Here is a 20,567-nt window from a genome sequence, read left to right as displayed (position 1 = left end):
ATGGCAAAAAAGAATTATATCATTGGGATTGATGCAGGGACTACGGGAATTCGAACATTTTGTTTTGACGATAAAGGAAAAGTAATCTCATCTGCTTACCAAGAATTCAAACAATACTATCCCAAACCAGGTTGGGTGGAACATGATCCAGAAGAGATCTGGGTCAAAACGCAAAAACTCATTGGTACTGCTATCAGGAATGGAAAGCTAAACCCAAAAGATGCAGTTGCCATTGGGATCACTAACCAAAGAGAAACTTCTGTAGTTTGGGATAAAAAGACCGGCAAACCAGTGTACAACGCCATTGTATGGCAATGCAGAAGAACTTCTGATATTTGTAAGGAATTAAAAAAACAAAGTCTAGATTCCAACTTCCGAAACAAAACAGGACTTGTTTTAGATGCATATTTTTCGGGAACCAAAATTCAGTGGATCCTTGATAACGTAAAGGGTGCTCGCGCCAAAGCAGAAAAAGGTGATTTGTTATTTGGAACCATCGACACTTGGCTTTTGTACAAACTGACCGGACACAAAGAACACAAAACCGATCATACAAATGCATCCAGAACCCTTCTTTTTAATATCCAAACCAAAGAATGGGATGAGGAACTCTGTGAAATTTTAAGAGTTCCTATGTCCATGTTACCAAAAGCATTCAATTCAAAAAATCTATTTGGATTCACTTCAAATGTAAAATCTCTTCCTGATGGCATTCCCATTTCTTCTCTTGTAGGTGACCAACAAGGTGCTCTTTTTGGACAACTTTGTACGGAACCTGGAGAAGCCAAAAACACTTATGGCACGGGATGTTTTTTACTCTTCAATGTAGGGGATGAATTTAGAATCTCCAACCAAGGTCTCATCACAACCCTTGCACTCGGTCCAGAAGGAAAAACGGTCTATTGTTTGGAAGGTTCTGTATTTATTGGTGGAGCGGTAGTGCAGTTTCTCCGTGACAATTTAGAATTTTTTAAATACTCTAAGGATTCTGAAAAATTAGTGAAGGCCATCAAAACAAAAGATGATTTAGTTTTTGTTCCTGCCTTTGCAGGTCTTGGTGCACCTCATTGGGACCAAGAAGCACGTGGTGCGATCTTTGGACTCTCTCGCGACACAAGTCCTGCACAGATCACAAGAGCCGCCCTCAAAGCCATTGCTTTACAATCCTATGAACTCGCCAATGCGATGGAAAAAGAAACAGGAAAACCTTTGAAGTTTTTACGTGTTGATGGGGGAGCCACTTCCAATGCCTGGCTTATGCAATTCCAAGCAGATATTCTTGGAACCAAAGTCATCAGACCTCAGAACGTAGATACAACGGTACTTGGTGCTGCTTATCTTGCAGGTCTCGAACGAGGGTTTTTTAAATCAGTGGCAAGTCTTAGAAAAGATGCAAAAACTTCTGAGTTCCAACCTAAGATGAAGGAAAGTGAAAGAAAGGAAGAAATTAATAAATGGAACTGGGCGATTTCTCGCGTTAAAACCGGAAACTAGTTTGTTATCTTTGTGTGAGTAAGAATGGTTGTTAGGTGTAGTTCTTAAATATTAACAAAATGATAAGTCAAATGAAAATAAAGATACACCTAATCACATTGTTACTTTTTTTTACAATTAATTCACTTGATTCGATTAACTTCCCAAAGGTGAAACCAAATCTCAATTGTAAATTTAAACCAGGGTATTATACGGAAACCATTCATTTTGGTGAAAATTCCCTTGTCATTCATGTAGAAATCACAGAAGAATTGATAAATTTTCATCGAGTGATCGATCAATTTTATGTAAAAAATAAATTGGTTTGGAACGGTGGTTGCGAATTTGAAATGGTTACTTTGGAAATTACGGATCCTATTTTAATGGATTCCGATTGGATTGGAAAAAGAACCTATTACAAATCTGTCGCCATTGATGATCATGTTTATAATTATATAAAAATAGAAAAAAATGCAACAAGCCAAACCTTAAAATTCCAAGGTAAAAGTTTTCCTCATTAGTAATCAAACCAAAGGAGGGAAAATTCAAAGGGTTTTCTTTCCTTCGTAATTCCACCACCAACAAGAAAAATTCCCGTCTGGTAATAGGGAATCTCGATTAGTAAGTCGGGAGGTAATCTATGAAATTCTGTGGTTTCAATTTCTTTCCGAGACAGAAAGAAATCAAATCGGAGGACATCAATCCAATCATTGGTTTTAAAAAATAGTTTGGTAGTGGTTCTTCCATAAAATTGGAGAGAGTTACCAAAAATAAAAAAATTAAACTTCTCAGCATTCACAAAGGGAACTTCTTCTTTTCGTTCCTCTTCGCCGTTTTCCCGGTAGGTAAAGATGGATCCTTCTTCGTAATAAATATTTCTAGCAAATCGTTTGAAAAGTTCTGTTTCAATAATAGAAACCAAATCCTCTCCTTCTTGCGGTTTTTTTGCGGGCCCATCTAAAATTTGTTTCATTTTGTTTTTAGAGATAGAAGTTCGAACAACTTCCATTGCCGGTTTGGAAAGACTAGGAAGAATGTATTTGATATACCTTTCATCGTGGTCACGGAGAATTTCTTGTAAAAAATTTCCATGGATCATGGGAATCATCTCTACAGTAAACATCTGTTTGTTTAAGAATTTGGCAAATTCTGGTTCATAGCGAAATAAATTAGAAACAATTGTTTCTTCTTCCTTTGGGGTTCCTGAAAAAAGAATGGATACCAAACGAAAAAGATAGGTTTTACTTCTTATATCAAAATACAAAGACTCAATTTTTTCCCGCACCAAAACTTCCGATAATTCTGGATGGATGATATCTCGGAGCGACAAATACTTTGCCGATTGGAACTTGTCGCGTTTTCCTCGGTAAAGAAAGGATGGTGCATTTCGTATCCCACCGATTGTGGTGGTTAAGGGAAAAAATCCAGGGATTGGTTTGGTTTCCTGATCCTTTTGGATCTTCGTTGTACCCATGTAAGTGGGTGTAAAAACAGGTTTGGATACAAAGGATTGTCTGTTGTATTGTAACTCGTATAAAAACTGAGGAAAAAGAATTGGGTCTGGAGTGACAGAAGGTAATTCTGGAATTTTTTTCTTGGGAACCGGATAGAAGGGATGAACGGAAGTTTGGAACCTTGCAATAGAGTCCGCTGTGGCTAAAAAGAAATGGTAATTGTTTCCTTGTCGGTAAATCAAAGGGGAGGTGATTTTTTCAGTTTTTTCTGAATTCTGATTCTAAAGTGCTCCCAATTATAATCTGTTTTTAAAATTTCCAACTCATTTTCGACTCCATAACGCATGAAGTCATAAATCTCTTCGTGGTCCATTCCCACTACAATCGATAGGTCTTGGATGACTCGAAGTAGTCGTCTCGCATCGCGATCACTGAGGGAAAAGGTTTCTAAAAGTTTTTTTTCGAATTCCGTAAGTTGGATCAAGAGAACCTAAAACGCAGCCACAAGGATGGTTTCGATTTCATTTTTGGGAAGTTCTCTAGGAAGACAATCAAGAAACGAGTAAGTTGCCGCAAGGGTAGCAATTCCTGGTAGATCGATTTTTTTCACTTCGTATTCGGACAACCTTTGGGGAATGCGAAGTTCCAAATAAATTTTACGAATCCCTTCTACCGCTTTGATGGCAGCTTCAATCACGGAGATATTGGTAACATCTTCATCCAAGGCTCTCGCAATCATTACATACTTACCCGCGGAAGATGTCAGGTTGTATTCCATAACATGTGGGAGAAGGATCGACATACTTTGAAAAATATCTAAGTTCGTAACAGTTGTTACCGCAAGTGACAGTGCATAACAGAGCCCAAGACTACTTGTGGACTGAGCAATTCCTGCAAGTAGACTTGCTGCATAAATGGAGTTTTTTGGTCCCAAGTTTCTTGGTTCACGAATGGCCGGTACAATATTTTTGGAGATAAGTTCTATGGAACGAAGTGCAGTGGAGGAAGTAATCTCATTGGCATACTTAGAAAGGATACTATCGACTGCCGCTGATAAAATGGAGATTCCAGTTTTAGCAGTTTCAGAACTGGACATACCAGCACCGATTTTGGGATCAGACACAATCAGTTCCGGGAAGGCCCATTCGTGAGCAAAGTATTTTCTATTTTTATCTTTATCATCCACAATCGAAAAGAAAGGAGAACATTCATTTCCGAGTAGGGGTTTTGTGGGAACAACGATTAAAGGAAGGCCTTTTTTCTTAGGTTGTTTTTTACCGATGAGTAGTTCTTCTGCAAATAAATCATTGGTTGCTAGTAATGATGCTGCCTTACCTGCATTTACTGATTCAAAAGAACCATAAGCCACCACACAATCTGCATTGGAAATTCTAAGGAAGTGAGCACAGGAATCTAAATCTTTAAAATGAACTCGGTCAACAATGTCATCATAAATGATCACACCTTCTGCGTGTTTTTCGAGACTGGTTTTGATAATAGAAAGTTCTTCGGCGTTTTCTAATTCTTTTTGTGTAGTGATGAGAACAACACGAGATCCAATGTTTTTAACAAATGATCCAAGTTTGTATCCACAATCGATTTCGAAGTGAATTTTTGGTGGGAATTGAAAATTGATCCATTCGGGGAGTACTGGCATACGATCCCCTAATTATGATTCGGCGGAGTTAGAGAAATCCTCGGAGAGGACAATAAAAAAGGATCCCTCACCACCCGTCCTTTTTACTGTTGTCCGAGGAAAGTTGACGCGATTTGGTCGGAGATTTTATCCAACATCTCAGTAGAGAGGTTGTCGTAGTCGCCGTTTTTCAATCGTTCTTTGATCGCTTTGATTTTTTCCGTACGATCCTCTTCTGGAGGAGCTTGTACGATTTGTTTAGCGATTTGTTTTACTTCAGCTTGAAGCTTTGCTTCCGATGCAATTTTTTTGGCAGCATCAGAGATAGAAATAGTATCTACCGGAGCTTGTGCTTCCGTTTCTCTTGGGCCTTGTGGTTTTTTTGGTTCGTACCCGTAACCACCAACTCGTCCTACTTTGTCGACGTTCATATATTTAGTCCTCTTCCTACATCACATATCGGAGGAATCCGAAATTCCCTTAAGTGTTTTTTTTCGATGATTTAAGAGAAAAACAAACTCTCCCTTGGCGTTTGGTGGATTTTTCACCAATTCCCTAGGATTTGCATAGTAAAGTACCTCTTCAAAGGTCTTTGTCAACTCCCTTCCCACAAGAACTTCCGTCTCCGGAAAGAGTTCTTCGAGCATGGGATAGAGCCTTGGAAGTTTGTGGACAGATTCATAAAAAACAACGAGTCCATCAATCTCCGATGCTCTTTCTAATTCTCGGCGTTTTTTACTCGGTTTTTCAGAGAGGAATCCCAAAAAATAAGTGGGATTGACCTGAAATCCAGAAACAGAAAGTAATGCGGTTAGGGCAGAAGCACCGGGCACAGGAACAATTCGAATTCCTTTTTCGCGAGCCGTGCGAACCATTTGGCTCCCTGGATCGGAAACACCTGGGGTTCCTGCATCGGATACCAAAGCCATCGATTTTCCACTCATCAATTGTTCGAGGACATTGGCATAAGGGGTTTCAGAGCTATCTTTATAAAGGGCAAGAACGGGAGTCACAATTTCCAACTTTGAAAAAAGGGAACGAGTTTCCTTTGCTGACTCACAGAGGACAAGATCTACCTCTTTAAAAATTTCTAAGGCCCGTAAGGTAATGTCTCCCAAATTTCCAATTGGGGTTGCCACTACATAAAGAGAACCTTTCTCGCGTTTATGGGCCAACGAATTGGCATCCTGGAGGAGACTGTCCAGCAGGACAAGCGCAACCAACGTCATTATTCCCCTTCGTACAGGGGTTACATGCGGTTCCTAATGCACAAGCTGAGGGAGTGCCACAAGCGGCATTGGCGCAAATGGAGGTATTACAACCAGTGCCCACAGCACAAAGGGTTTGGATATCGTTCACCCGATTGGGAATCGCACAGGTACTTGACGTAGTGGAAGGATTGGAGATGAGTCCACCAGTTAACATGGAACGTAAGGTAAAGTTATAGATTTGGCATTTTTGGAAAAACTCGGCTCCCGGAGGAGGAACGGCAAAACGAATCCGTTTGGTAACAATTTTAGAGGATTCTGTAGAAGCTTCATAAGGAAGGTGGGGGAAACTTGGTTGTACCCCATCTTCCAACCATTCTCCCTGAATGGTTTGGATGATCCCTGGAAAAGCTGTGGTCACATAGAGATTGTAACCCAAAAATTGGGGTTCTCTATTGGTCACGTAATAACGAAGGATGAATTCTGGTCTTGGGTCTGCGGTAAAATTGAAAAAATCCGTTTGGTAGTCATTGGTAATGTTGCTATTGACGGCAACTACAGATAGGATCTGCGGCACATTGGGTGGAACCAAAAAAACGAAGGGAGCGACAGGTGTGTCCGTATTGACTCCGCACCCAAAAAAAGAGAGAAAAGAAATGCAGATAAAGTAAAGTGGATGTAACGAGGGAAAACGCATTCTATTTCTAGTTTCCCTTCCAAGTTTTCAGGAATTCAATCTATGGGAATCCAAAAAAAATTACTCTTTGTCTCCATTTCTCTAATTGGGCTTTTTTTTCTCATCCTACTCGTTATGGGTGGTGAGGATGAAGAAGAGGCTCGCCGTAAAAAAGAAAAAGGTTCACAAGCCCTAGCCCTATTTGGGGGAGGATCTGCCAACCCTAAGGGAACCAACCGTCTAGGGGTGCGTGGGGAAGATGCAGGTTCCATCTTTGATTCCGACTATTACAATGCTGGTGGGATGCGATACGAAGAAGATGGAAACCTTGCAGGATCGGAAGCGGGTGAAGTCCCCATCAATCCACAAACTGGAAAACCTTATCCTCCAGAAGCCATGCAAGCCTTCGAAGAACTTCGGGAACAATTTCCGGATAACGATTTGATCCCAAAACGATTGACTCCCGAAGACAAACAAAAGCAGTCAGAGCTCAATCAAAAGTTATCAAGAGCCACAAACTCAGTGTTTGGTGGATCTGCGAATGCGACGGACATTACTTTGTATTATAACCATGTCCGTAAACAAGGAAAAGATCGTTTGGAAATCATCAACTATTTGATTGAATCCCAAGGCGGTGATGATCCTGAGATGGATAAGAAGTTCCAAGAGATTTTAAAAAATATCCAATACCAAAATGAACAGGTGGAAAAAGAAGCAACCAATGCCTTCCAAAAGGCAGGGATTTCTTCTCCTTAATTTAAGTTTCACCTGATAGGATGGGATAACGGTAACTGGATTTTGGATCCAGGCCGTACTCATCCAGATGGAAGGAGGGAGGAAGCCTCTCTCTTTTCCATTGTGAAATCATAAATAGTTTTTTAAACTTTTTGATATAGCCGGAAAGTATTTCTAAAGTTTCCCAAGGGAATTCTTGTTTTAGAGTTTCCAAACAATCCTCGTCCCTCACTGCTAAATACACAAGTTTCCTTTCGATCGATTGTAAGATAGGATAAGGCATCAAATCTTTTTCATCTTCTTGGTGTTCGGAAAGAGGTTTTAGTTCGGCAGTTGGTTTTGTATTTCGTAAAATACGAATGGATTCTTTGGGAGAAATAAAACGATTGTTTTCTTTTTGGATATCATCCAACCAATCGAGTAAAAACTCCTTGCTAACACCTGCTAGTGGTGCGAGTGACCCCGAGGAATCTCCATCCATCGTTGTGTAACCAACAGCAGCTTCGCTACGGTTTCCCGTAGATAAAAGTAAATGTCCGTTTAGATTGGCAAGTAACCAAACAAGAGGGGAACGAACCCTGGCTTGGATATTTTGTAAAGGTAAATCATGTTCTTTCCAGTTCAAAGTTTTTCCAAGGACAGACTCGATGAGTTTTACAGAAGTATCTACTGCCCCATCTATGGGTATGGAATAAAAAGGGTAACCTAGTTCTTCGCTTAATGTTTTTGCAATTTCCTCTGTGAGAGAGGAATTGTTTTCTGTTTTTTGATAAATGGTGACTAAAAGTTCTTTTTCTTGGATTCCGAGAGAAGAAAAGATCAAATCACCATTCTCCCTTTTTGTGACTTCTTTCATGGTATTCACAAGTAGGGCGCAGGTGGCACTGTCGGCCCCCCCAGAAAGAGAAAGTGTATATCCTTTGGTTTTGGATTTTCTTAAATAATCATAAAGGCCAAGAGAAACGGCCTTTGTGAATTCTTCATAAACGCTGAAACTAACGGAACTGGAACTTGTTTCCGGTTCGGAATCTCTTCTTTTGTCTAAAACAGAAAATCCCAAACTGTGTTCCTCTTTTTTGTCATTTAAAAGTTCTAGTTGGATTTTTGGAATCTCTGTCCTATAGGAATTGGGTTTGGAATCACGGAAAGATCTGGCTTTGGCCGCACGAATTTCCAATGGATCAAAAATATGGGAAGTCACTTGGAAGGGAGAAAAAGATAATCTTGGTCCTTCTTTAACTAAATTGCCTGTGGAAGCAAATAGGGCTCCGCCTTCAAAGATGATTCGTCCGGATTCGTTTCCGACAAGATTGGTGAACACTTGGAGGTTACACTGGTTTCTGCTAGACTCTGTAAAAATTTGTCTTCGTATCTTTTGTTTGCCCATGGCAAAATGAGAGGCACCAGGGGAAAACAAAACATCAGTTCCTTGTAGGGAATAGAAGGAGGCTGGTTTTTGTACAGACCAACTGTCTTCACAAATCTCCACTCCAAAGTTCCAAGTATCTGTTTGGAAGATAAAATGCCCAAAGGGAACCGTGTCCCCCGCAAAGGAAATGGTTCTGTTTAAAAAATCGGATTCAGAATGGAACCATCGGCGTTCATAGTGTACGCCAGTGTTTGCTAAATTTAATTTAGGAACAAGGGCTATCACCTTTCCGCCATAGAGCACAGCCATACAGTTGTATAAGAAAGATCCAACGAATACGGGAAGGCCCAGAATCAAAATTTGATTTTTGGAAACCGTTTTTAGTTCTTTGATGATTTCTTCGGAACGAGTCCAAACATAAGGTTTGTAAAATGCGTCCTCACATCCGTATCCCGAAATACAAAGTTCAGGAAAAAGAATACAATCCGCTTCGTTTGTTTCTGGACTTTTGATTGCCTGGAGGATGGATTCATAATTCCCCAAAAAATCTAGGGGAGTTGTATTGAGTGTAACTGCGGCAATTTTAATTTTGGGCATTGGAGAAAACTCGGTTATAAATCTTATCCGATGCACCTCTATTTTCTACAACAAAGTTTCGATTTCCATTTCCCATCTTTTCTCTTAAAGATTTGTCTTTCACGAGTAAGGCAAATTTTTCTACAAATTCAGATTCGGATTCTGTTTTGAAAAGACCACCTAATTCTTGCATAACGATGGCTTCGGGAGCATTGGAAATTTTGGGCCCTGTAATGACAGGAAGTCCGAGAGCTGCCGGTTCAATGGTATTGTGCACACGGTGCAACCAGGCCCCACCCACATAAGCAAAACTTCCGTATTGGTAGGCAAATGCTAGGATTCCCATAAGATCAAAAAGTAGGAATTTGGGTAATGGTTCCCCTGGCTTTAACTTTGAAAACACTCCAACGCTGCCGTATTTTTCTAAACTAGGAATCCAATCTTGCATTCGGTTTTCTTCCCATTTATGAGGAAAAATCCAATAATAGACATCATCCGAATTTTCTTTTAAATACTTGGTAAATCGTTCTTCGCAGATTCCGTATGTGGAACCAAGGATGACTGGTTTGTTTTGGGTTAAAAAACTTTTTTGTTCAGAAACAAAACGAACGAAGGCTGGGTTTGGAGATTTGGTTTCTAATTTTCCAAGAACCGATTCAAATCGAGTATCTCCTAACACAGCGAAGTCGGTTTTTTGTGATACCAAATCCGTAAATTCTTTTGCCATGAGTTCATGGCTTGGGTATATTCCTGTCAGGTAACGAAAGGAAGCTTTGGTTAAAGACCTTACAAGTGAATTTTTTCGGGAAGACTGGGATGACAAACTAGCGCAGGCCAGATAAGTTTTGGTTCCGTTACGATTTGCAACTTTTAAAAGATTGGGCCAAGTATCCCAGGCCATGATGAATAAAACTTGGGGTTTGAAATGGGAAAAAATTTTGTCGTAAGCATTAGCAGTATCCAAAGGGAGATAAAAATATACATCTGCTAGTGGATCGGCAAATGAAGATTCTTTTACAGAAGAAGAAAAAACAGATTGGATGATAAAAACATTTTTATTTTTTTTTCGAATGGTTTCTGTTAGGGCACGCGCTTGGTCCAGTTCCCCCACACTTGCGGCGTGAAGCCAAACTACCAATTTGCCTTCAGCAGATTTTGAAAAAATTTGATTTAGGGATCTTTTTCTTTTTTCTAATTCTTCTCTTATTTTTTTTACCAATAAGGATAAGATTTTTAAAACTGAGCTGATGAAAAATACTAGAATGTTGTAAAAAAAATATACCATTTAACGTTTGTTACCCCAAGTGTCGTTCACTTCTGAACCCGGGTAGATGAAAGTTCTTTTATCTATGACAAAACTTAAATTGTCAAAGTATAAATGAAACTCTCCTTTCTTTTGTGAAGCCAAACTTTTCAATCGAAATGAGGCAAAGGAAATAGGGAAGGACATGGATTGGATGAGTCTTGTGTTTTCTTTGGGAAGATTGATGGTAAATTCCAACCTTCGCCAACCCACAAAATTCAAAGTTCCCAAATCAAAATACAGATCTTTGGATTTTTTCTGGGAAAGTCCCATACTCAAATTGATATGGTGGCCTTCTGAATACACCCAAAGGATTCCTTGGATGGGCATTCCGAGTGGCAAACCAATGGGTTCTTTGGGCCTCACTTCCCAATGGTCAAGCCTTGGATTTTCTACATAACTTTGGAGAAGGAAACTTGTTTGGTTTTGTAAGTTTGCATATCCGGATTCTTTGAGGATAGCGGCTTCTTGTAAAAAGGCCTCAGACTTAGGAACTTTCGCTGCAAATTGAGTGACTGCTAAAAACGAATCCACTCGGTAAAAATCCCAAGGCCTTTCTCCTTCAAAATCTTCTACAAGGAAGAGGAGATAACTCGTGTCGATTGAGAGAGCGGATTTTAAAATTGCCACCCGACCCGATTCGTCAGGGTCATGGGGTCTCGGAAGAGACAAAAGACTGGAAATCATGAGTAGGAAACCCAAACAGAATGTAAATTTTTTTGCAAATCTCATGATTTCTCACTTTTCGAAAACCCAAAAACGTGTACTCTATTTCTATCAAAGGAAAGGAATCCGCACGTCATGGGCCGCCGCGACAATTTGAAAATACTCACAACTGCCATTCTAGTGGTCCTACTTCTTTCATCGTTCATTTTCGCATTTATCTATAGAAACGAAATTTACCAAAAACTCCAAACCATCGGAAAAAACAGAGATATGGAGATGGTGGATCGGGAAATCGAAAGAGAAAATCCAGGCATTCCTGCCCCCAAGGAAAACTTTGCAAATAGTGACTCTAAGGAATCCGTTCGAGACAGTTCCAAACTTCCAGATCTTCCTAGTTTAGAGGATATGGAACCTGATACGGAGCGTCCACGTTCTGTTTCAGTGGCTGCTTCTACCAAATCCAAAGAGAAAGTGGATACAAGTTCTCGTTTGCAAGAAAAATTAGACCAAGTGGAAGAATCCTTCGCTCCGAAAGACGAAACCAAAAAAACAAAGAAGGTTTCTAAAAAAGAAGAGTTTGTTTCTGAGGTAAAGGAATCTACAACGACCACCAAACAACCAAAAGTGGATGTAGAGAATTTTGAAAAGGTCACTAAAAAACAAGAGCCTAAAGTTTCGAAACCTTCAAAAACTTATGTAAGTCGCAATAAAAAATCAAATTCAGTATCTTCTAAAAAACAAAGGACTAAATCCAAAGAATCAACCTATTCGCAAAATTCCAAAAAGAATAGTTATGAGGAATCTGGATCTTCTAATTTAGAAGTGCGGATGCGGTCTGTGGAACAAAAACTTTCTACTCAAAACGATCGAAACGAAAAACGATTTGTGGAAATCGAACGTCGGATTGAGTCTTTAGAAAAAGCGTTAGCTAAGTAATCGTGTCCGATTACGGGTCTTCGTATCTTTCCATTCAAAATTCTCTAAAAGGTTTGTATCCAAACAAATCTCCGGTTCTCATTGCTGTTTCCAAAACCAAACCTTATGAAGTGGTAAGGGAAGCTTATTTGCAAGGGATTCGAGAGTTTGGAGAAAATTATATCCCGGAAGCCGTCTCTAAATTTACAAAACTAAGAGAAGAGTTCCCAGAAGCAGTCACTTCCGTCAAATTACATCATATTGGACCTATACAATCGGGAACCTTACGTAAGTTATTTGGTGTTTTTTCTCACACTCACGGTGTTGGTAGTATCTCTTCCTTAAAGGAGCTTCTGAAACGTGCCGAAAAAGAAAAAAAACAAATTCGATATTTCATCCAAACCAACCTCACCGAGGAAAATACCAAACATGGAATGGGTTTTGAAACTTTACGTTCCATGAAAGATACACTGACAGGTTATCAAAATGAGTTTTGTATTTGGGAAGGGTTTATGGGAATGGGGCCTTCTAGTGGAGATTTGCGAGAGACTCGGGAAGTGTTTTCGATTTTGGCAGAACTTCGAAATACATATTATCCAGATAAAAAATTATCAATGGGAATGAGTGGTGATTATGAAATCGCCTGCGAATTAGGATCCGACTATTTAAGAGTGGGTTCAAAAATTTTTGGAGAGAGGGACTATGCAGAAAAAACCAATTGAAACAGTAGGGGTTGTTGGCCTTGGAAAGATGGGAGCAGCGATTGCCTCTGCCCTTGTCAAAAAAGGAACCAAGGTATATGGATTTGATCCCAACCTAAAAGATTCCCCTGTCTCGGGTGTGAACCTTGTGGGAACTTTAGATTCCATTGGTAAAGAAACCGATATGATTGTGATCGCTGTGAAACCAAATCTTGTGGTTCCTGTCTTAAAAGAATTTTCGAAACCGGCTACCTTTGTTTCTATTGCTGCCGGAATTTCCTATTCCCAAATTTCGGAAGCGGCACCCAAAGGATCGAGTGCTGTGCGAGTGATGCCGAACCTTCCTTTGGTTTCTGAACGAGGGGCACTGGCGTACTTTTGTGAAGACACAGCTGTAGTAGGCGTAGAACAGTTGTTTAGTGGAATGGGAAAAAGCATTCGTGTTTCAAAAGAATCATTAATGGATACCGTGACAGGCCTTTCTGGTTCTGGCCCGGCTTATGTATTAACATTTTTACAGGCAATGGCAGAGGGTGGGTTGCAAGAAGGGCTTAGTTACGAGGAGTCTTTGTCTTTGGCAATGGAAACCATTGAAGGAACTCTTGTGTATTTTCGAACTTTGCGAGAAGCGGATTCCCAACTTCATCCTATGGAAGTACGAAATTGGGTGACATCTCCCGGAGGAACGACCATTCATGGTTTAGATGCTTTGGAGAGAGGTGGATTCTCAACCGCCGTTAGAGATGCAATCCATAGAGCGACGGAGAGAAGTAAGGAATTAGGGAAAGGATGATAACGGTTGCGCGGACAGGATTCGAACCTGTGGCCTTTGGGTTATGAGCCCAACGAGCTACCAGCTGCTCCACCGCGCGGTATAAGACCATTATTTTAAAGATTGGTAAATTGTCAACGTAATCATTATGAAAACTTTTCTATTTTCTTGCTTTTATAAAATTATCGATTTCCGTCAAAATCTTACTTTACAGTAGTCAAAAAAGGCGAATGATTCCTATCTTATACAGAATTCTGGCGGTGCGTTTTGTCTTTTAAAGAAAACACTGATATCGTTTTTGAGCATTACGAAAAAAAAATCTACGACCAAAAACAGCTACTGGAAATTTCCCGTGCTCTGAATTCCACGTTAGACTATAAATATTTAATTGATGCAATTCTTAACATCTGTTTGGCGCAGTTGCAGACTTTACATGCCGCCATGTATTTGGAGCCAGAGATTGATTTAGGTCTTTTTAAATTAGAACCTCAATCCATTAAGGGTTTTGAGTTAAACACAGAAGAACAAAACTACGAAGTCAAAATCGATAGTCCTCTCATTCATTATTTTGAAGAAAAACCCAAAGCCATCACTATGGACCAAATCCTGCTGATGGAAAATTTAAAGTCCATTCCAGACATCACTTATTTGCGGAAGATGGGAGCGGAGATTCTTGTCCCTCTGAACGCCAAAGGTAAGGTCAATGGTCTTCTCGTGCTTGGGGACAAAATGACTTCCGAAGAGTTTTCGGAAGATGAAAAAGAATTTATGACAACCCTCGCGAACTTAGCAGGGATTGCCGTGGACAACGCTCGTTTGTACGAACTTGCCACTGTGGACATGATGACGGGTTTAAAGATCCATCACTACTTCCAAACCAAACTCAAAGAAGAAATGGATCGTAGTCGTAAAAAAGGAACGAGGCTTTGTTTGCTTTTTACCGACGTGGATCATTTCAAAAATTTTAATGATACCTATGGACATCAGGCTGGTGACGTGGTTCTCATTGAGGTCGCAAAACAGCTGATCAATGCAGCCCAGCGCCACCACATTCCTGCACGGTATGGCGGGGAAGAGTTTTGTCTTGTGATGCCGGGAGCTACAGAAGAAGAGGCGATGGCAAAGGGTGAAGAGATCCGGAATGCTGTTGAGTCTATGGTGGTTAAAAATCCGAATGATGGAACAGACCTGAAAGTCACTTTGTCAGTGGGAGTTTCTAGTTTCCGTACCACGGACAGAAGTAACAAAGATTTGATCGAAAGGGCAGACAAAGCACTCTACCAGGCGAAACATTCTGGAAGAAACCGCACAATTTGTTATAAAGATTAGGAAATTTGCCGATGGGTAGAGTATGGCAGAGCCGGCATACCTACTCAACGACCTTTCACCATCGGTTACCTCCGATGTATATGAATCCATTCGCAATCGGGCCTTGGGTCTTTCTTCGTATGATTTCCAACCATATTCTTGTTTCATTGAATACAAGACAAAAGATACAATCACGGGGATTGAATATCGCGATTGTATCGTAGATTACACAAGATGTCCGAATACCCGCTGTATCAAAAAGTTAGTGTAATTCTATTCGCCTTTTTTTATTTAGGGGCTTGTGTTCCAGGCCCCGTTCGCTCCCACCAAACTGCTGTTTTATACCAATTTCCCACATCAAAACCTTTACCTCCCCATATTTCGGTTGCCGTTGTTGATAAAGGAACCCATCTCCTTTTCACCGGAATTGAATCAGAAGGAAAAACATTTTCCTTCTTTTGGGATACGGGTTCGGAACTTAGTTTTTATGAGTCAACATCCACGGAAGAAGAAAAAGAATTCCAACTGAATGGTCTTAAGTTTACCTTAAAAAACAAAAAAGGAATTTTGCCAGAATCCTTTCCTGGACTTCTCGGCCTTGATTTCTTCCAAGGAACCTGTATCTTTTGGTTTGGCGAAGAATTGAAACGCTTCACCAAAGATTCCCCATTTTGTGATCAGCCCGATGCCTATCTTTCTACCGATTTAAAAATTCTAAACACGAAGAAAAAAGGGGATTATTACTACGTTCAGTTTGAATATCCCGAAGGTTACAGATCTTTTGGGATGGTGGACACTGGATCTTCCCTGACGATGATCCCTCCTGGGATTAATGACCGAATCTTAGGAGAAAAGAAGGTGTTCTTTCCCGGAAATCGAATCTTACCGGCGAAACTTCAGGAAACAAGTTCCGAATTGTATTTAATAGCCAAATCGGGAATCCGAGAAGAATACAAACAAGTCCAATTCCTTAGCGGAATTTCACTTGAGAATTTCCTTTTGCCAGGGGACAAGGATAAGGAAGAGGTTTGGTCGATCGGATTGAATGTCCTTAGGACTCGTCCTTTGTTTTGGGATTTTTCTCGGAACCGCATTGGGATCGTTCGCACCAAAAACTAAGGTGAAAGAAAAAGAAAAAATCATAGTAGCGATGAGTGGTGGGGTGGATAGCGCAGTGGCCGCAGGACTTCTAATGGAAGCAGGTTACGACGTGATCGGTGTGAACCTACGCACATGGGAATATGAAGCACCCGCCTGTGATACCACAAAAAAATCCTGCTGTTCTCCCGAAGACATCCGTGATGCACGTGATGTAGGTCTTTCTTTAAACATTCCTTTTTACGTAATCAAAATGGAAAAGGTGTTTGGGGAACGAGTCATCGACCGTTTTATTAATGATTATAAAGATGGAAGGACGCCAAATCCTTGTGTGGAATGTAACACCTTTGTGAAGTTTGGTGCTCTTTTTGAACAAGCCAAAATATTGGGAATTGAAAAAATCGCCACTGGCCATTATGCTCGTGTTGTTGAGGTGGATGGCCGTTATGCTATCCGTAATGCTGTAGACATGAAAAAAAACCAAACGTACTATTTGTACGGTTTGTCTCAGGAAAATATTAAAAATACTGTTTTCCCTTTGGGTGAGATGGACAAAGCACAAGTTCGTGAAATTGCAAAACGAATGGGTCTTCCTGTAGCCGAAAAACCTGAATCACAAGAAATCTGTTTTATTCCTGAAAATGATTACAGATCTTTTTTAAAAAAGAAAGGGATGGAGTTCACTCCTGGATTTTTTAAATTAGCTTCCGGTCAAATCATCGGCAAACACCAAGGGAAAGAAGGATTTACCATCGGTCAAAGAAAAGGTCTTGGGATCGCATGGAAAAATCCACTCTATGTTCTGTCCATTGAAGATGATGGAACCGTTGTGCTTGGGGAAGAAGAAGAAACTGTTTCGGAATCTTTTATTTTGGAAGAGATTACCTACCAAGCACTGATGCCAATGGAAGTTGGCGCGTCCAAAGAAATGAAAGTCCAAATTCGTTACAGAAGTGCACCTGTTCATTGTAAGGTGACTTCTCTTGGAAATACTTGGAAAGTTGAATTTTTAGAAGATGTAAAAAGTGTAACCCCAGGACAATCTGCTACTTTTTATCCAACAAATGGTGATTATTTATTTGCTGGTGGGATCATTCAGAAAGGATCCATCACAAGAAAGGTAAAAACAAATTTTGTTTTAGAGGCGGAGAGCGTTACCATTTGAAATCGGTAGAAGGCAAAACCATTCTGATCATTGGTGGGGGATTGTTACAGGTTCCCATCATCCAAACAGCAAAAACCATGCGACTTCATACCGTTGTTGCTGATATGAATCCCGCATCGATTGGTTTCCAAATCGCCGACGAAGCCATTGTCATGTCCACAAAAGATGTGGAAGGAATGGTTCGGGAATCTAAAAAATTTGCACAAAATTCTCAGATCCATGGTGTGATCACTGCTGGAACCGATGCCAGTATGACCGTGGCCGCTGTGGCTTCTGCTTTGCAACTTCCGGGGATTCGATTTGTGGATGCGGAAGCGGCATCTAACAAAGTAAAGATGCGCCAAAGGTTAAAAGAGTTTGGAATGCCCATCCCTCGTTTTGCACCAGTTTGGTCTTTACAAGATGCCAAAGATGCCCTTGATTCGTTAACCTTCCCTCTTGTGATGAAACCTGCTGACAATATGGGGGCACGCGGAGTCATTAAGGTAAATAATAAAGATGACCTCACCACTGCCTTTCGTCATGCCAAAAGGTTTTGTCCAACAGGTGAATTGATTTTAGAAGAATATATGGAAGGTCCTGAACTTTCTGTAGATGCACTGGCTTTCCAAGGTCAAATTCGAATGACAGGGATTGCAGACCGAATCATTGAACGAGAACCTTATTTTATTGAAGTAGGGCATAACATGCCTTCGGCGATGTCCAAAGAAGTTTTGGATGAAGTGGAACGAGTGATGGCAGGTGGAATGCGGGCATTAGGAATCCATCTTGGTGCTGGTAAAGGGGATATCAAAGTCACTAAAGATGGTGTCAAAATTGGAGAAATTGCCGCCAGGCTTTCTGGTGGTTTTATGTCGGCGTTTACCTATCCTTTATCCACAGGTGTCAATTTAAACCGCGCTGCTCTTCTCATTTCTCTCGGAGAAACTCCAGACAATTTGGATCCTGTTCTCAGTCGTGTGTCCATCGAACGTTCCTTACTTTCGAAACCTGGAAAACTAGTTTCGATTGGTGGGATTGAGGAAACAAAAAAAATCGATGGAGTTTCTGAAGTTTTTATCCAATCCAAACCAGGTGATATCATTAAAGAACCGACAAATAACATCGATAAGTCGGGACATGTCATTATCGTTGCTGACAATTTAAAAGATGCAGATCTTGTTTTTGAAAAAGTAAAAAACACAATCCGATTCGAAGTGGATGAACAATTTTCGGTCACAGAGAAGGAAATTAACGACCAGGCACGAATTCGTTTTGGTAAAGATATTTGTTGGGTTTGTAAACAATGTGATGGTAACAATTGTGCCTCAGGAATTCCGGGAATGGGTGGTGTGGGCCGAATGGAAACCTTTCAAGACAATAGCGAGGCCCTTGCTGAATATTCCATTATTCCTGGTTACATTCGGGATCATGTGTTTCCAGAAATCCAAACTCGGTTTTTAGGTTATGAATTAAAAACTCCGATTATGGCAGCCCCAATGACAGGGGTCGGAACCAATATGAACTTTGTGATGACGGATGCCGATTATGCCAATATGGTCGTTCGTTCCTTTGTCCAAAATGGTAGCCTTGCTTGGCTAGGGGACGGAGCCTCTCCTGAAAAATATAAAATTATGTTAGAGGCATTGAAAAAATCTTCTGGAAAAGGGATTTTGATCTGTAAACCAAGAGAAGATGAATCAATGTTAGTTGATCGTTTCCAACAAGCAGAAGCGGACGGAGTGTTCGCCCTGGGTATGGACATCGATGCTGTGAATTTCAAAACCATGGTACAAAAGAATTTATCCAGCATCACTAGACCTTTGGATCGTTTGATCAAACTAAAGGAAAAAACTAAATTACCTTTTGTCTTAAAAGGGATTATGAATCCAGAAGACGCAAAACTCGCAGTGGAAGGTGGGTTCTCCGCCATTGTTGTTTCCAACCATGGGGGTAGGGTTTTGGATGGAATGCCTGGAACAGCTCGTGTCCTTCCTAAACTAGCGGAAGTGGTGAAGGGGAGAATTCCTCTTCTTGTGGATGGGGGAATTCGTTCCGGAATGGATGTATTTAAGATGATCGCTCTTGGTGCTGATGCAGTTCTTCTAGGAAGGCCAGTGGCAATTTCTCTAGTAGGGGGAGAAGATGCTGGAGTTCGTTTTCTTTTGCAAAAATATTCAGAAGAACTAAAACAATCAATGAGTGTTACCGGAGCGAAAACTTTGGTGGACATCAAGCGAACTATGTTGCTTCATAAACTTCACGGTTGAGTATGGATAAGGAAATCAAAGACCTCGAAGGGATTTTAAAAGTGATTACCGCTTTGTTCGGTAAACTGCCTGCATACATTATCAATTCAGAAAAAGAATACCCTGTCAAAATCATTGCTTTAAAAAATAAGGCTCTTATCATCAATACCAATCTAAAGTTTCCGAACAGGGATAGGGTTCTTACCGTTGTCCACAATGGTAGTAAGTTTTTAGCACATTTCATTGTTGCTGGTGGAGATGGAAACGGAATTGAAATTCTAACTCCTGTTAAAATCCAGATTGTGCCAGCTTCCAGACAGGGTTCTCGTGTGGATACTAGTCAAACCCAAACGGGTATGGTGGTCTCCAACATCATCAATGTAAACGATGTATCCAAAGCCATTGGATTTGATGATAAAAAAGTGGATGCGATTCTTTTGGCTTACCGAACAAAATTAGCCAAAGCCTTTCCTTTATCTTCCATTTTTTTTGCAGGCAGAATGGATAACCGTCTTAGACTTATGCATCATTACGATAAGGACATTTTTATTGTTGATCGTAAGGAGAAATCTACAGCGTCACCAGCCTTTTTTCCTTTTGATGAATATTTAAGAATTTTCGAAAATTCTAAAATTGCAGATAGCTTTACTTCAGAAATTTGTGTTCCTATTAAATACAAAGGTTATGTCCACTTAGGTTATGTTCAAGTTTTGTCTGAAAAACCTCTAGATTTAGAAATTTATAAACAAATTCAAACTTTTGCAAATGCCGTCAGTCGTGATATTATAAGCACCGGTGTTTTTCAGGAATCACGTGATGTCTGTCAGGTGATGGATTTAAGTATGGGTGGTATCAGTTTCATTCATGCTCCTTCTCGTTCTTTTTCTAGGTCAGTCACTTTGAATGGAACCATTCTGTTTGATTTGAATTTAGAGGCTGGAAAAAAAGTCACCATTCGCGGAATTATCAAAAACATCCGAAACCAAGAAACCAATTTTCGTGTGGGTTGTCAGTTCTATAACCTAACAGAAAAAGATGTAGAGGTGTTGGAAGCTTTCCTAAATGTAGGAAAAGAAGAAGAACCTGGAGAGACCGCAGTTTCATCAGAAGCTTCTGAGACCGAGGAACAAACGGAAGGTGGTTTGGCTGAAGTTCCGACTGAAGAATCATCGGAAGTGGTGGGGGCAGTGGATGAACCAGGAGATCCTTTCGGAGCTGCTTTTGAAGATTCCCTTCCCGCTGAAGAGGCGCCGGCAGAAGAAGAACCAAACCCCGAATCTTAAA

At 40.5% G+C, this 20,567-nt stretch carries 21 protein-coding genes and 1 tRNA gene; 12 read left to right on the top strand and 10 right to left on the bottom strand.

Annotated features, from left to right (window positions below):
• Together glpK and EHQ70_RS05215 are read left to right on the top strand one after the other, a co-directional pair.
• Window positions 1-1,494, top strand: a complete 1,494-nt coding sequence (gene glpK / locus EHQ70_RS05220; RefSeq protein ID WP_135584112.1) for a glycerol kinase GlpK — start codon at window positions 1-3, stop codon at window positions 1,492-1,494.
• Between the two features lie 71 nt (window positions 1,495-1,565).
• Entirely contained in the window at window positions 1,566-1,994 is a 429-nt protein-coding gene (locus EHQ70_RS05215; RefSeq protein ID WP_135584110.1) for a hypothetical protein, read from the top strand.
• Here EHQ70_RS05215 and EHQ70_RS05210 read toward each other — a convergent pair.
• The 6 genes from EHQ70_RS05210 to EHQ70_RS05185 all read right to left on the bottom strand — a co-directional run bounded on the left by EHQ70_RS05210 (window position 1,991) and on the right by EHQ70_RS05185 (window position 6,468).
• Window positions 1,991-3,169 (bottom strand): flagellar motor switch protein FliG, encoded by a 1,179-nt coding sequence (locus EHQ70_RS05210; protein ID WP_208729493.1) that lies wholly within the window; start codon window positions 3,167-3,169, stop codon window positions 1,991-1,993. The two genes, EHQ70_RS05215 and EHQ70_RS05210, sit on opposite strands and share 4 nt — an antisense overlap.
• A complete protein-coding gene (locus tag EHQ70_RS05205; protein WP_135584108.1) occupies window positions 3,166-3,411 on the bottom strand; it encodes a hypothetical protein in 246 nt (81 codons plus the stop codon). Before EHQ70_RS05205 ends, EHQ70_RS05210 begins: the two co-directional genes overlap by 4 nt.
• Before the next feature lie 6 nt (window positions 3,412-3,417).
• Window positions 3,418-4,584, bottom strand: coding sequence for an iron-containing alcohol dehydrogenase (locus tag EHQ70_RS05200; RefSeq protein WP_004789281.1), 1,167 nt, complete (start codon window positions 4,582-4,584; stop codon window positions 3,418-3,420).
• 83 nt (window positions 4,585-4,667) lie between these two features.
• The gene (locus EHQ70_RS05195) at window positions 4,668-4,994 is read right to left on the bottom strand and encodes a flagellar biosynthesis anti-sigma factor FlgM (protein ID WP_002973649.1); all 327 of its coding nucleotides are present in this window, start codon (window positions 4,992-4,994) and stop codon (window positions 4,668-4,670) included.
• A 21-nt stretch (window positions 4,995-5,015) separates the two neighbouring features.
• Window positions 5,016-5,738, bottom strand: coding sequence for a 16S rRNA (cytidine(1402)-2'-O)-methyltransferase (rsmI, locus tag EHQ70_RS05190; RefSeq protein ID WP_135584106.1), 723 nt, complete (start codon window positions 5,736-5,738; stop codon window positions 5,016-5,018).
• Window positions 5,728-6,468: an LIC11073 family putative lipoprotein gene (locus tag EHQ70_RS05185; protein ID WP_135584104.1), complete on the bottom strand. Its 741-nt coding sequence runs from the start codon at window positions 6,466-6,468 to the stop codon at window positions 5,728-5,730. The genes rsmI and EHQ70_RS05185 overlap by 11 nt, the downstream gene beginning before the upstream one ends.
• Window positions 6,469-6,510: 42 nt before the next feature.
• Here EHQ70_RS05185 and EHQ70_RS05180 point away from each other — a divergent pair, with 42 nt between their 5' ends.
• Entirely contained in the window at window positions 6,511-7,203 is a 693-nt protein-coding gene (locus EHQ70_RS05180; RefSeq protein ID WP_135584102.1) for an LIC_20245 family lipoprotein, read from the top strand.
• 1 nt (window position 7,204) lies between these two features.
• On the opposite strand, the gene nadE is transcribed toward EHQ70_RS05180, so the two are convergent.
• From nadE to EHQ70_RS05165, 3 genes are read right to left on the bottom strand one after another with little or no spacing between them, the layout of a single operon-like run.
• Window positions 7,205-9,148 (bottom strand): NAD(+) synthase, encoded by a 1,944-nt coding sequence (gene nadE, locus EHQ70_RS05175; protein ID WP_135584100.1) that lies wholly within the window; start codon window positions 9,146-9,148, stop codon window positions 7,205-7,207.
• A complete protein-coding gene (locus tag EHQ70_RS05170; protein WP_135584098.1) occupies window positions 9,135-10,412 on the bottom strand; it encodes a 3-deoxy-D-manno-octulosonic acid transferase in 1,278 nt (425 codons plus the stop codon). Before EHQ70_RS05170 ends, nadE begins: the two co-directional genes overlap by 14 nt.
• Entirely contained in the window at window positions 10,413-11,162 is a 750-nt protein-coding gene (locus tag EHQ70_RS05165; RefSeq protein WP_135584096.1) for a flagellar filament outer layer protein FlaA, read from the bottom strand.
• 69 nt (window positions 11,163-11,231) lie between these two features.
• Here EHQ70_RS05165 and EHQ70_RS05160 point away from each other — a divergent pair, with 69 nt between their 5' ends.
• The 3 genes from EHQ70_RS05160 to proC are packed head-to-tail and all read left to right on the top strand — an operon-like array spanning window position 11,232 to window position 13,505.
• Window positions 11,232-12,032 (top strand): hypothetical protein, encoded by an 801-nt coding sequence (locus tag EHQ70_RS05160; RefSeq protein WP_135584094.1) that lies wholly within the window; start codon window positions 11,232-11,234, stop codon window positions 12,030-12,032.
• 2 nt (window positions 12,033-12,034) lie between these two features.
• Entirely contained in the window at window positions 12,035-12,733 is a 699-nt protein-coding gene (locus EHQ70_RS05155) for a YggS family pyridoxal phosphate-dependent enzyme (RefSeq protein ID WP_135584092.1), read from the top strand.
• Entirely contained in the window at window positions 12,714-13,505 is a 792-nt protein-coding gene (gene proC / locus EHQ70_RS05150) for a pyrroline-5-carboxylate reductase (protein WP_135584090.1), read from the top strand. Before EHQ70_RS05155 ends, proC begins: the two co-directional genes overlap by 20 nt.
• Window positions 13,506-13,511: 6 nt before the next feature.
• Here the strand turns inward: proC and EHQ70_RS05145 are convergent.
• Window positions 13,512-13,584 (bottom strand) — tRNA-Met (locus tag EHQ70_RS05145).
• 167 nt (window positions 13,585-13,751) lie between these two features.
• Here EHQ70_RS05145 and EHQ70_RS05140 point away from each other — a divergent pair.
• Genes EHQ70_RS05140 through EHQ70_RS05115 form a run of 6 tightly spaced genes read left to right on the top strand, consistent with a single transcriptional unit; the run spans window position 13,752 to window position 20,566 of the window.
• Window positions 13,752-14,813 carry a sensor domain-containing diguanylate cyclase gene (locus EHQ70_RS05140; RefSeq protein WP_135584088.1) on the top strand — a complete coding sequence of 354 codons (1,062 nt, stop codon included), beginning with the start codon at window positions 13,752-13,754 and terminating at the stop codon, window positions 14,811-14,813.
• Between the two features lie 22 nt (window positions 14,814-14,835).
• Window positions 14,836-15,063, top strand: coding sequence for a hypothetical protein (locus EHQ70_RS05135; protein WP_135584087.1), 228 nt, complete (start codon window positions 14,836-14,838; stop codon window positions 15,061-15,063).
• Window positions 15,027-15,911 (top strand): hypothetical protein, encoded by an 885-nt coding sequence (locus tag EHQ70_RS05130; protein ID WP_135584085.1) that lies wholly within the window; start codon window positions 15,027-15,029, stop codon window positions 15,909-15,911. Before EHQ70_RS05135 ends, EHQ70_RS05130 begins: the two co-directional genes overlap by 37 nt.
• Window position 15,912: 1 nt before the next feature.
• A complete protein-coding gene (gene mnmA, locus EHQ70_RS05125; RefSeq protein WP_135584371.1) occupies window positions 15,913-17,055 on the top strand; it encodes a tRNA 2-thiouridine(34) synthase MnmA in 1,143 nt (380 codons plus the stop codon).
• On the top strand, window positions 17,052-19,304 hold the full coding sequence (locus EHQ70_RS05120) for an alpha-hydroxy-acid oxidizing protein (protein ID WP_135584083.1): 2,253 nt from the start codon (window positions 17,052-17,054) through the stop codon (window positions 19,302-19,304). The genes mnmA and EHQ70_RS05120 overlap by 4 nt, the downstream gene beginning before the upstream one ends.
• 2 nt (window positions 19,305-19,306) lie before the next feature.
• Window positions 19,307-20,566 carry a PilZ domain-containing protein gene (locus tag EHQ70_RS05115; RefSeq protein ID WP_135584081.1) on the top strand — a complete coding sequence of 420 codons (1,260 nt, stop codon included), beginning with the start codon at window positions 19,307-19,309 and terminating at the stop codon, window positions 20,564-20,566.
• Window position 20,567: the final 1 nt, after the last annotated feature.

It is taken from the genome of Leptospira congkakensis, from assembly GCF_004770265.1.
In the GTDB taxonomy this organism is placed as follows: domain Bacteria; phylum Spirochaetota; class Leptospiria; order Leptospirales; family Leptospiraceae; genus Leptospira_A; species Leptospira_A congkakensis.
The sequence above is the reverse complement of the archived record's forward strand: the minus strand, read 5'-3'. Positions and strand labels throughout refer to the sequence as shown.